The sequence below is a fragment of the Achromobacter spanius genome (assembly GCF_002966795.1).
Lineage (GTDB): Bacteria > Pseudomonadota > Gammaproteobacteria > Burkholderiales > Burkholderiaceae_B > Achromobacter > Achromobacter spanius_D.
Map to the genome: position 1 here is coordinate 732,046 of NZ_CP023270.1, position 11,471 is coordinate 743,516.

The window sequence follows — 11,471 nt, forward strand, 5'->3', positions numbered from 1 at the left end:
TCTTTTTTGCACATAGCCTATGCAGAATTGCCATACCCTGTGTTGCCATGAGCCGACCGCTGAATTTCCGCCAGATCGAAGCCTTCCATGCCGTCATGCTGGCGGGCACCACGACCGGTGCCGCCCAGATGCTGCGCACCACCCAACCCTCGGTCAGCCGGCTGCTGGCGCAGACGCAGCAGGCGACGGGTCTGCGCCTGTTCGACATGGAGCGCGGGCGCCTGCGGCCGACGCGGGAAGCGAAAGATCTTTTCGATACGGTCCAGCGGCATTTCGTGGGATTGGAGCGCATCGAGGACCGCGTCGCGGCAATGCGGCGCAGCGGCAGCGGGGTGCTGCGGCTGGCTTGCACGCCAGCATTGGGCCTGGGCATGCTGCCCGGTGCGGTGGAAGAATTCGCGCAGCGCTATCCGGACGTCCACATCAACATGCAGACGGTCGGCAGCCAGTATCTGCGCGAGGGGCTGCTCCACGGCACGTATGACTTGGTGGTGACCACCGCACCGCTGGAAGGCACGCAGCTCGATCTGCGCAGCCTGCATGAAAGCGCGGCTGTATGCGTGATGCGGCCGGATCATCCGCTGGCCGATCAGGCGTCGGTGGACATCATGGACTTGCACGCGCGCCGGCTGCTTGTGCTGAATGCCGATGACGACGTGTACCTGCAGCTTCGGGGCGCGATGCAAGACCATCGCGTCCAGCCCGCTTCCGAAATCGAGACCACCTATTCATCGACAATCTGCGCGCTGGCCGCGGCGGGCAGCGGGCTGGGGATCGTCAATCCGTACATCGCGGGGGTGTTTGCCGGCCAGCTCGCCATCCGGCCATTCACGCCGCGCCTGCCGGTGCGCGTCAGCATGGCCTATCCCACGCAGACGGCGCCATCCCTCGTGACGGAAGCATTTGTGGATATCCTGGCGGCGCGTTGCCAGGGGTTGCCCGCTGCAATGTGAATCGCCGGCCTTACGCCGGCGATTCGTGTGCGAGGAGATACGTGCGCATTACGTCTTGGGCGTGTCGTACGAGGTATCGAGCACGTCATCCTCCGGCGTGATGACACCCGGTTCGCCGGGTTCCGCAATGGCGCGTCCGCGCCTCGGCATGCCTGCGACGACTTTGCTTTCGTCGGGCATGGGCAGGGTCTCGGTGCCTTTGCGCGGGTCTGTCGGGGGCCTTTGTTCGTCCGCACCCTTGGACGCAGTGGTGGGATCAGGGGTGGTTTTCAGCATGGCGATTGCTCCGACTGCGCGCGGGGCCAGGATGGCGCCGCGCCTGGACATGGACCCATCTTAGAACCGCCGTCCACGTCAGGCAGCGATCTGGATGTCACGATTGCAAGGGGCTGTTGCAGGACGGGAGCCGCAAAACTTGCCACACTGCGTCCTTATAATCACGAGCTTCGCGCCGCCGTTTCCCGCCGAACGCCCATTCTCGATACCCCACGCCCACCTTGACCGAATCCGTCGAACGCTCCGTCCATGCTGAACTCGTTGCCGTGCTGGTTGCGGTGACCAATGGCGAGCCGCGCGTGCTGACGACGGACGATGCGCGGGCCTTGCCGGCCGGGCCGTTCGAGCTGTCGCACCGGTCGCTGCAGGCCGGCCTGCGCGATTGGGTGGAGGCGCAGACCCATCATCCGCTGGGGTATGTGGAGCAGCTGTATACCTTTGCGGACGGGGACCGTTCCGACGAGTCGGGCGGGCGGGTCATCTCGGTCAGCTACCTGGGCCTGACGCGCGAAGCGGGCGAGACGGGCGTTGCGCAAGTCGGCTGGCAGGACTGGTATCGCTACTTTCCGTGGGAAGACCGGCGCGCGGGCACGCCGGCGCTCGTCGAGGACGTGATCGTGCCGCGGCTTACCGCGTGGTGCGAAGGCAGCGCGGACGCATCGATCCGCGCGCGCCGCCAGCAGCGCGCGGCCATCACCTTCGGACTGGACGGCGCGGCGTGGAACGAGGACATGGTGCTGCAGCGCTATGAGTTGCTTTTCGAGGCCGGGCTGGTGCCCGAGGCGGTGCGGCGCACCGGCGTAACCGCGGTGGTGCCCGGACAGCCGATGCGTCATGACCATCGCCGCATCCTGGCCACCGGGATCGCCCGGCTGCGCGCCAAGATCAAGTACCGGCCGGTGGTGTTTGAGCTGATGCCCGACGAGTTCACGCTGTTGCAGTTGCAGATGGCGGTCGAGGCGCTGGCAGGGCGCGGGCTGCACAAGCAGAATTTCCGCCGCTTCATCGAGCAGCAGGATCTGGTCGAAGAAACCGGCGCCATGGCTACCGGCACCGCCGGGCGCCCCGCCAAACTGTTCCGGTTCCGGCGCGATGTGCTGCTGGAGCGGGCCATTGCAGGCAGCAAGCTTCCCGTGTCGCGCGTCGTTTGACGCTTGACAAGGCTTATACTCATATTTAGCATAAGTGGTGCGCAAATCTTGCGCGCCTTTTTTTACCCTACAAATACTCAAAATGAGCATTAAAGCCGCAAATCCCCTCGCAGCCGATCGCCTTCCCGTTCCGCCGCTGCCGGACGTCATGCTGGAGCCGCTCGTGCGGGCGGCGTTGCTGGAGGATCTTGGGCGGGCTGGCGACCTGACCACCGACGCCATCGTGCCGGCCGACGCCACCGCCGAGACGCGACTGGTGGCGCGGCAGGAGGGCGTGCTGGCGGGATTGGATCTGGCCCGCCTGGCGTTCCGCACGATGGACCCGGGTCTGGCATTCACGGTGTCGCGCCGCGATGGCAGCGATCTGGAACCGGGGATGGAGATTGCGCGCATCCAGGGCAATGCCCGCGCGATGCTCAGCGCGGAGCGTGTGGCGCTCAATTTCCTGTGCCACCTGAGCGGCGTGGCGACGGCCACGGCCTCGATCGCCCGGGCCATCGCCGGCTATGGCGCGCGGGTCACGTGCACGCGCAAGACCATGCCCGGCCTGCGCGCGGTGCAGAAGTACGCGGTGCGCGTGGGCGGCGGCAGCAATCACCGCCATGGGCTGGACGATGCGGTGCTCATCAAGGACAACCACATCGCATTGGCCGGCAGCGTTGCAACCGCTGTCGAGCGTGCGCGCGCCGGCGTCGGCCACATGGTGAAGATCGAACTGGAAGTCGACACGCTGGAGCAGCTTGAAGTGGCGCTGTCGCTGGGCGTGGACGTGGTGCTGCTGGACAACATGAGCCTGGACGACTTGCGCCGCGCCGTCGCCATGGCGCGGGGCCGGGCGATTACGGAAGCCTCGGGCCGCATCACGCCCGAGACCGCAGCCGCCGTGGCCGCCACCGGCGTGGATCAGATCGCCGTGGGTTGGCTGACGCACAGCGCCAAGGTGCTGGACATCGGCCTGGATGCCTAGACTTTTCATTGGTCCCCAACATGAAACGCCTGCTGCCTAAGTCCCTTACGCTTCTTGTGCTGTCGCTGACGGCCTGCGGCAATCCGCCCTCGGGCGAGGCGCCGGGCGATGCGTCGTATCCGTCGCATCCCATCACGATCGTGGTGACGTTTCCGCCGGGTGGTGGCACCGATCTGCTTGCCCGCCGCATCGGCGCCAGTCTGCAGGAGTCGCTGGGGCAGCCGGTGGTGGTGGAAAACCGGCCGGGCGCCAGCGGCAACATCGGCGCGCGGATCGTGGCCGAGTCGCCGCCCGACGGCTACACGCTGCTGATGGTGAACAGTTCGTTCGCGATCAATCCAGGCGTCTATCGCAATCTGGGTTTCTCGCCGAAGCGGGACTTCGCGGCGGTCATCAATGTGGCCTTCGTGCCCTCGGTGTTTGTGGTGCCGGCGGCGTCGCCCTTGCGCAATCTTGATGATGCGATGGCCGCGGCCGTGCCGGACAAGCCGCTGGCCTTTGCGACGTGCGGCAACGGCACGCCGCAGCATCTGGCGGGCGAGATGCTGTCGCGCAAGACCGGCGCGGTGATGCAGCAGGTGCCGTACAAGGGATGTGGCCCGGCGTTGACCGATGTGATGGCGGGGCAGGTGGGGCTTGGGGTGGTGACGGCTTCCAGCGCGGCGCCGCTGATCGCCGCGGGCAAGCTGCGCGCACTGGCCGTGACCTCGCCTGCGCGCTCGCCGTTGATGCCCACGGTGCCGACGGTGGCCGAGCAGGGCGTGTCAGGCTATGCGCTGGATCAGTGGCACGGGCTGTTGACGCCGGCGGCGACGCCGCCAGCGGTGGTCGACAAGCTGAATGCGGCGGTGGCGAAGATCGTGCGGCGGCAGGATGTGCAGGCGGCGCTGCGTGACCAGGGCTTTACGCCTGCCAGCAGCTCACCGCAAGAATTCCAGCAGATGATCGGCGCGGATATCGATCGCTATACCGCGCTGACCGAGGCGATCGGGCTGCGGGCGGATTGAACGAAAAGCGGCCGAGTGTTCGGCCGCAACTTCGGCGTCTGCGATCAGGCAGCCGCCTTGGCGTGCTGCTCCAGCTGTTCCTTCAGGCCGGGTTCCAGCTTGAGCTGACGCGCCAGCTCGTCCAGATAGGCTCGCTCCATGTAGCTTTCCTCGTCCACGACGAGCAGGCTGGCCAGGTACATCTCGGCCGCCATTTCGGGCGTCTTGGCCGACTGGGCGATCACGGACGGATCCAGCGGGCGCGACAGCTCGGCTTCCAGCCAGCGGCGGTCCTGGGCGTCGGACGACAGCTTGGCCAGTTCGGTTTCCAGCAGGGTTTTTTCCTCGGGGCCGATGTGGCCGTCGGCCTTGGCCGCGCCGATCATGGCGGTGAGGACGGCGTTGCTGTGCTGTTCGGCCTCGGGGGCGGGTAGGCGGTCCAGCGTCTGGGGCGGGGCGGTGGGGGCGCCGGCCTGCTTGCGCTGCCAGTCGCCGTAGGCGCGATACGCCAATGCGCCCAGCGCGGCCATGCCGCCGTACATGGCGACCTTGCCGCCGATCTTGCGGGCCTTCTTGCTGCCCATCAAGAGGCCCAGGGCGCCAGCCCCCAGAGCCCCGCCGCCCAAGCCGGAAAGCAGGGACGAACCCTTGCCGCCCGTGGCGTTCTGGACGCGGTTCGTGGTGTCGGAAAGCAGGCCTTGTCCGGACTGCAACAGTTGATCGAGTAATTGCCGGGCGCTCATGCGGCCTCCTGTAAAACGTTCGGTCAGGGATATCGGACCACGGCCGTCGCAGGAAGTTCAGCTAGCCGTCAGGCGGACAATGCGGCCCCTTGATGCCGCGGCAAGTGCTACAACCGTCCTTGTCGCCGGCCGACCGGCCGCCCCACGCAGGCGCAGCCAGATCATCCAGGCTGTCCCTGGTATTCCCAACACAGGAGAACCGATCCATGAGCATCCGCGTGCGCCAGAATGCGCCCCAGACCCTGCAATTCACCGCAACGGCCGAAGGCCACGACCTGCCGCTGGACATGCCGAAGCCGCAAGGCGAGGGGCCGGATCCGCATGATTACTTTGACACCGCGCTGGGCGGCTGCAAGGCGATGACCCTGATGGTCTACGCGCAGCGCAAGGGCCTGCCGCTGGAGTCGGTGGGGGTGGAAGTGGTGCGCGATGCCAGCGAGGAACGCCGTGGCATCTACCGCCTGACCGCCAAGCTGACGCTGCACGGCGACTTGTCCGATGCCCAGATCGACGAATTGCTGGCGGTGGCCGAGAAATGCCCGATCCACAAGCTGATGACGGCGGTGGACGTGCAGGTGTCCACGCTGATCGTGCGGCAGGACTGAGCGCGCGGGGCGCCAGGCCCCGCCCGAGGAAGTCTTAGTCTTCCATGCCCGGAACGATGGTCGAGAAACCGCCGTCCACGTGGGTGATTTCGCCGGTCACGCCGGCGGCCAGGTCCGACAGCATGAAGGCCGCGACGTTGCCGACGTCTTCGATGGTGATGTTGCGGCGCAGGGGGGCCTGGTTTTCCACGAACTTCAGGATGGCCGAGAAGTCCTTGATGCCGCTGGCGGCCAGGGTCTTGATCGGGCCGGCGGAGATGCCGTTGGCGCGGATGCCGCGCGGGCCCAGCGCCGTGGCCAGGTAGCGCACGCTGGCTTCAAGCGACGCCTTGGCCAGACCCATCGTGTTGTAGTTGGGGACCACGCGCTCGGCGCCCAGGTACGTCAGCGTCAGCACGGAACCGTTGCGACCTTCCATCAGGGGCAGCGCGGCCTTGGCCATGGCGGCAAAGCTGTAGGCGGAGATGTCGTGGGCGATGCGGAAGCCTTCGCGCGACAGGCCGTCCAGGAAATTGCCGGCGATGGCTTCGCGCGGGGCAAAGCCAATGGAGTGGACCAGGCCGTCCAGGCCGTCCCAGTGCGTGGCCAGCTCGGCAAAGGCGCCGTCGATCTGGCTGTCTTCGGCCACGTCGCAGGGCAGCACGATGTTGCTGCCGAATTCGGCGGCGAATTCGCTCACGCGGTCCTTGAAGCGATCGCCCACATATGTGAAAGCGAGTTCGGCGCCTTGCTGATGACAGGCGCGCGCGATGCCGTAGGCGATGGAACGGTTGGAAAGCACCCCGGTGACCAGGATGCGCTTGCCGGCAAGAAAGCCCATAGATGTGTCCTTTGATTTTTTCCCTTCTGGAGACCGCCTATTTTATGGAATTTGGCGGGCCAGCGGGCGAGCCGGCGCGGCCCCCTGTCCGGGGCGCCGCGCCGTGTGTGGCGGCGATCAGCCGCGCGCGTTCGTGCCCGGCACGCGAAGCTGCGTGCCGATCTTCAGGGCGCTGCCCTTGATGTTGTTGAGCGCGCGCAGCGCGTCGACCGTGGTGCCGTATTGCTTGGCCAGCGAGAACAGGGTGTCGCCCTGGCGGACCTTGTGGCTGCGCACGTTGGGGCGGGCGCTGGCGACGCGGGCGGCAGGCGCCTGCGCGGCGCGGCCTCGCGGCGCGGCGGCCTTGTTGTCTTGCGGCGCGGCGTCCAGTGCACCCACCGGTGGGGCCAGCGATGCGATCTGCACACCGCCCGTACCGGGGTCGCCCGGCACCAGCAGCGCCTGGCCGTTCGCGGACTTCTGGCGGCGGCTGATGTCGTTGGTCTCGCGCAGCGAAGCCTCAGACACGCCAAAGCGCTTGGCGATGGCGGCGTAGGACTCGCCGCGGCGCGAATGGTAGACCTTCCAGGCGGACAGGTCGCCCTTGTAATTGGTGAGGTTGGCGTTGAAGATTTCGACGCGATCGGCCGGCAGCAGCAGGGTGGGGCCGTGGTCGCCGCGGATGACCGGGCGGTTGAAGGACGGGTTCAGGGCCTTGAATTCGTCCAGCGGCATTTCGGCCAGCTTGGCGGCGATTTCAAGGTCGATGTCGCTGTTCTTCTGCACCGTGACGAAGTACGGCGTGTTGCCCACGGGCGGCAAGGCCACGGCGTAGCGCTGCGGGTCCGCAATGATGTTCTTGATGGCCTGAAGCTTGGGCACGTAGTTGCGGGTCTCGCCCGGCATGTTCAGCGACAGGTAGTCGGTGTTCTGGCCGGCAGCCTCGTTCTTGGCCATGGCGCGCTGCACCGAGCCTTCGCCCCAGTTGTACGAAGCCAGGGCGAGGTACCAGTCGCCCTGCATCTCGAACAGCTTTTCCAGGTAGTCCAGCGCCGCGTTGGTCGAGGCGATGGGATCGCGGCGCTCGTCACGCCACCAGTCCTGCTTCAGGTTGAAGTGCTGGCCCGTGGCCGGCACGAACTGCCACAGGCCCGAGGCCTGCGCGCGGGACAGTGCCGTCGGGTTGTACGCGCTTTCCACGAAGGGCAGCAGCGCCAGTTCGGTCGGCAGGCCGCGGCGGTTGATCTCGTCGACGATGAAATACAGGTATTTGCCCGCGCGTTCGGCCATGCGCTGCACCGCCTCGGGGTGGGACGCGTAGTACTCGGTCCACTGCTGCGAGAGATCGGTGTTCAGGTTGGGGATCGCGAAACCGCGGCGGATGCGGTCCCAGGCGTCGGCCGGCGGGTTGGTCAGGTCGATCGTGCGGGAGGTGTCCCGGGCGATGTATCGGCCTTGGGAGTTGGTGGTGAGGTTCTTGCTATCGGGGGTTTTGGTTCCTGCGCAACCGGCGAGGACTGCCAGCATGAGCGGCAGAAGGAGTCGGGATAGATTCATCAGGTGGTCACTTGAAGTCGTTCTTCCATTCACGAAGGGAGGCAAAAACCTCTACCGGCGTATTCTGGTGGCGTCCGGCCCAGCTTGCGGCTGCCTGGGCGACGTCGGGCTGCTGCGTGCGCAAGAACGGATTGGTCGCGCGTTCCTGGCCGATGGTCGAAGGAAGCGTGGGGTGACCATCCGCGCGTAATTGCTGGGCCCGCAGGTGCCACGTGTGCAGGTCGCGGTTGGCCGGTTCGACGGCCGATGCCCAGCGAAGGTTCGCTAGAGTGTACTCGTGTGCGCAAAAAACTTTTGTATCCGCCGGTAAAGCGGAAAATTTTTCCAAGGAATCAAACATTTGCGCCGCAGTGCCCTCGAAAAGCCGGCCACAGCCGCCCGCGAAAAGCGTGTCGCCACAGAACAGCGCGTGCTCGACGCCGGCCGCGCGGCCGGCATAGGCGATGTGCCCGGCGGTGTGGCCCGGGACGTCCAGCACGGTCAGGTCCAGGTCCAGTTCCGGCAGCGTCACGCGGTCGCCTTCGGCCAGGCGGACGTCGCAACGGGGCAGCTTTTCGCGCGCCGGACCATATACGGTGATGCCCTCGATGCGGGACAATTCGAGCACGCCGCCCACATGGTCGGCGTGGTGGTGCGTGAGTAGAATGGCGCGCAGCTTCAAGCCTTGCTGATCCAGAAACCGCAATACGGGTCCGGCTTCGCCGGGGTCCACGACAGCCGCCTGGCCGTCGCGGACGATCGCCCAGATGTAGTTGTCGGAAAAGGCTGGCAAAGGCAAGACCGCGGCGTTGCGTTCGCGGCCGCCTGCGGGGGCGGTCAAGGCTTGCATGGGATTCGAAGGATAAAACGTGGCAGAAGAAACTCCGCCGATTGTAGAACTGGCCGAATGGTTCCAGACGCCGCCGGGCCAGTACGTGCTGGCCTGGGAGCGGGCCCAGTTCGACGCGGCCGTCGCGGATGTCTTCGGATATTACGCCTGGCAGGTCGGCTTGGCCGACCTGAACCTGTTGCGGGCGAACCGGATGCCGTTCAAGGGCTATGTGGGCACCGAGACCCCCACGCCGGAAAACATGCCCGGCTGGCAGTCGCGCGTGGTCGTCGCTGAGCCCGAGGCTTTGCCGTTCGAATCGCAAAGCGTGGACCTCCTGATTCTGCCGCACACCTTCGAACTCACGCCCGACCCCCACAACGTGCTGCGCGAGGTCGAACGCGTGCTTGTGCCGGAGGGCCGCGTTGTCATTTCCGGGTTCAATCCCTGGAGCATGTGGGGGGCGCGCACCCGCATGCCCGGCATGGAGCCCTGGCTGCCGCAGCCGCCGTCGTCCCAGGTGTCGCTGGCGCGGCTCAAGGACTGGTTCAAGCTGCTCTCGCTGGAGGTCGATGAAAGCCAGTTCGGCTGCTACGCGCCGGCCTGCCGCAGCGAAAAATGGCTCCAGCGCTGGAGCTTCCTGGAGTCCGCCGGCGCCCGCTGGTGGAGCCTGGGCGGCGCGGTATACATGGTGTCGGCGGTCAAGCGCGTGACCGGCATGCGTATCATCGGGCCTGCCTGGAAGACCAAACCCAAGCGCGCACGCGCGGCCTCGGTGGTGGTCAACCGCCAGGCGGACGACGGCTTCGACCCCTCCTGAACGGCTGGGCCGGCCTCACTTTGCAAGAACAAGGACACGCACGCAGCACCATGCAGGACACCAAAGCGAACGATCAGAAAGTGGAAATGTGGACCGACGGCGCCTGCAAGGGCAATCCGGGTCCCGGCGGCTGGGGCGTGCTCATGCGCGCCGGTTCGCATGAAAAGACGCTGCATGGCGGCGAACTCCAGACCACCAACAACCGGATGGAGCTGCTGGCGGTCATCGAAGGCCTGCGCGCGCTCAAGCGCCCGTGCGTCGTCACCATCCACACCGATTCGCAATATGTCATGAAGGGCATGACCGAGTGGCTGGTCAACTGGAAACGGCGCGGCTGGATGACCGCCGAGAAAAAACCGGTCAAGAATGCCGAGCTCTGGCAGGCGCTGGACGAACAGGTGCAGCGCCACCAGGTCTCGTGGCGCTGGGTGCGCGGCCATGCGGGGGATCCCGGCAACGAGCGCGCGGACCAGCTTGCCAACATGGGCGTCGAGGTCGCCCGCCGCGCCTGAACGGGATCGGCCGCCCGGCAGCCCCGCCGGCATCCGGATATACCCTCAAATCGGCCCACTAGGGCCGATTTAGTTCTTTCATCGCGCTTCAGGATTGTTCCAGTATGTAAATTCGGGTGCTAAAGTGCCAACCCTTCCTCCAGTTCCTGCGGCGACGTCCGAGTGGGGCATGCCCGGTCCGCGCCGCAACACCGCCACTTTCGCGCATGAAAAAAGCTGTACTGCTGGCCGCCGTCGCGGCAGGGTTGGCCGCGGGGGCCGCGCTCGGCGTGTTTGTGCCGCGCTGGCTGGCCCCGTCCGCCGCTCCCGTTCCGGTCACCGCCAAATCTCAAACCGCGCCCGCCGCGCCGTCCCGCGTTGCCGTGGCCGCCGTCCAGGAAATTCCCTTTGCGCGTGGTCTGTCGGCCGTGGGCAGCCTGCGGTCCGATGAATCCGTCGTCCTGCGCCCCGAAGTTGCCGGGCGCATCCAGGCCATTGACTTCAAGGAAGGCCAGCCCGTCAAACAGGGCCAGCTGCTCATCCGCCTGGACGACTCGGTGCCGCGCGCTGAACTCGCTCAGGCGCGCGCGAACCTGACGCTGGCGCAAAGCCATTACCGCCGCGCCGTCGAGCTGCAGGGCAAGGGCTTCGTCAGCCAGCAGGCGCGCGACGAGTCGGCCAGCACGCTGAAGGTGCAGGAGGCCGCCGTGGCGCTGGCCCAGGCGCGGCTCGACAAGATGACGATCACCGCGCCGTTCGCGGGCATCGTCGGCCTGCGCAGCGTGTCCGTGGGCGACTACGTGAACCAGGGCCAGGACCTGGCGCCGCTCGAGGCGATCGATCCGCTCAAGGTGGATTTCCGCGTGCCCGAGATGTACTTGAGCAAGGTGCGTGTCGGCCAGCAACTGACGCTGCGCCTGGACGCGTTGCCCGGCCAGGAGCGCGGGGGACTCGTCTACGCGGTCAGCCCGCTGGTCGACGCGGGCGGCCGGTCCATCCTGCTGCGCGCCACCGTCGCCAACCAGGACGGCGTGCTGCGCCCCGGCATGTTCGCCCGGGTGCAACTGCTGTTCAACCAGGACAAGGCGCTGGTTGCGCCGGAAGCCGCGCTATCGCCGTCGGGCGAAACGCAGTACGTTTACCGGGTCGAGAACGGCGTGGCGCACCGGCGCGAAGTGACCATCGGCGAGCGCCGCGAGGGCCGTGTCGAGATCCTGACCGGCGTCGCCCTGAACGACCAGCTGGTGGTCTCGGGCCTGCAGCGCGTGACCGATGGCGCGCCCGTGACCATCGTGGGCAACGGCCAATAGCCGGC

General features: G+C 66.8%; 13 protein-coding genes. 8 read left to right on the forward strand and 5 right to left on the reverse strand.

What is annotated here, in order from left to right; translation table 11 throughout:
• The first annotated feature begins 47 nt into the window (after positions 1-47).
• On the forward strand, positions 48-953 hold the full coding sequence (locus CLM73_RS03270) for a LysR substrate-binding domain-containing protein (RefSeq protein WP_105237298.1): 906 nt from the start codon (positions 48-50) through the stop codon (positions 951-953).
• Between the two features lie 48 nt (positions 954-1,001).
• On the opposite strand, the gene CLM73_RS03275 is transcribed toward CLM73_RS03270, so the two are convergent.
• Positions 1,002-1,229: a hypothetical protein gene (locus tag CLM73_RS03275; protein ID WP_105237299.1), complete on the reverse strand. Its 228-nt coding sequence runs from the start codon at positions 1,227-1,229 to the stop codon at positions 1,002-1,004.
• A 221-nt stretch (positions 1,230-1,450) separates the two neighbouring features.
• On the opposite strand from CLM73_RS03275, the gene CLM73_RS03280 reads away from it, so the two are divergent.
• From CLM73_RS03280 to CLM73_RS03290, 3 genes are all read left to right on the forward strand, one after another.
• Positions 1,451-2,380: an NUDIX hydrolase gene (locus tag CLM73_RS03280; protein WP_105237300.1), complete on the forward strand. Its 930-nt coding sequence runs from the start codon at positions 1,451-1,453 to the stop codon at positions 2,378-2,380.
• 82 nt (positions 2,381-2,462) lie between these two features.
• The gene (nadC, locus tag CLM73_RS03285; RefSeq protein WP_105237301.1) at positions 2,463-3,347 is read left to right on the forward strand and encodes a carboxylating nicotinate-nucleotide diphosphorylase; all 885 of its coding nucleotides are present in this window, start codon (positions 2,463-2,465) and stop codon (positions 3,345-3,347) included.
• Positions 3,348-3,367: 20 nt separating this feature from the next.
• Entirely contained in the window at positions 3,368-4,354 is a 987-nt protein-coding gene (locus CLM73_RS03290) for a tripartite tricarboxylate transporter substrate binding protein (RefSeq protein ID WP_105237302.1), read from the forward strand.
• A gap of 44 nt (positions 4,355-4,398) precedes the next feature.
• Here CLM73_RS03290 and CLM73_RS03295 read toward each other — a convergent pair whose 3' ends face one another.
• On the reverse strand, positions 4,399-5,076 hold the full coding sequence (locus CLM73_RS03295) for a tellurite resistance TerB family protein (protein WP_105237303.1): 678 nt from the start codon (positions 5,074-5,076) through the stop codon (positions 4,399-4,401).
• A 206-nt stretch (positions 5,077-5,282) separates the two neighbouring features.
• On the opposite strand from CLM73_RS03295, the gene CLM73_RS03300 reads away from it, so the two are divergent.
• A complete protein-coding gene (locus CLM73_RS03300; protein WP_105237304.1) occupies positions 5,283-5,681 on the forward strand; it encodes an OsmC family protein in 399 nt (132 codons plus the stop codon).
• Positions 5,682-5,715: 34 nt separating this feature from the next.
• Here CLM73_RS03300 and fabI read toward each other — a convergent pair whose 3' ends face one another.
• From fabI to gloB, 3 genes are all read right to left on the reverse strand, one after another.
• Entirely contained in the window at positions 5,716-6,501 is a 786-nt protein-coding gene (gene fabI, locus CLM73_RS03305; protein ID WP_105237305.1) for an enoyl-ACP reductase FabI, read from the reverse strand.
• 117 nt (positions 6,502-6,618) lie between these two features.
• A complete protein-coding gene (locus CLM73_RS03310) occupies positions 6,619-8,037 on the reverse strand; it encodes a transglycosylase SLT domain-containing protein (RefSeq protein WP_105237306.1) in 1,419 nt (472 codons plus the stop codon).
• 7 nt (positions 8,038-8,044) lie between these two features.
• Positions 8,045-8,866: a hydroxyacylglutathione hydrolase gene (gloB, locus tag CLM73_RS03315; protein ID WP_105237307.1), complete on the reverse strand. Its 822-nt coding sequence runs from the start codon at positions 8,864-8,866 to the stop codon at positions 8,045-8,047.
• Positions 8,867-8,885: 19 nt separating this feature from the next.
• Here gloB and CLM73_RS03320 point away from each other — a divergent pair, with 19 nt between their 5' ends.
• The 3 genes from CLM73_RS03320 (at position 8,886) to CLM73_RS03330 (ending at position 11,466) form a co-directional block, all read left to right on the forward strand.
• Positions 8,886-9,665 (forward strand): class I SAM-dependent methyltransferase, encoded by a 780-nt coding sequence (locus CLM73_RS03320; RefSeq protein WP_105237308.1) that lies wholly within the window; start codon positions 8,886-8,888, stop codon positions 9,663-9,665.
• 50 nt (positions 9,666-9,715) lie between these two features.
• Positions 9,716-10,177: a ribonuclease HI gene (rnhA, locus tag CLM73_RS03325; protein WP_105237309.1), complete on the forward strand. Its 462-nt coding sequence runs from the start codon at positions 9,716-9,718 to the stop codon at positions 10,175-10,177.
• Positions 10,178-10,383: 206 nt separating this feature from the next.
• Positions 10,384-11,466: an efflux RND transporter periplasmic adaptor subunit gene (locus CLM73_RS03330; RefSeq protein ID WP_105237310.1), complete on the forward strand. Its 1,083-nt coding sequence runs from the start codon at positions 10,384-10,386 to the stop codon at positions 11,464-11,466.
• Positions 11,467-11,471 lie beyond the last annotated feature (5 nt).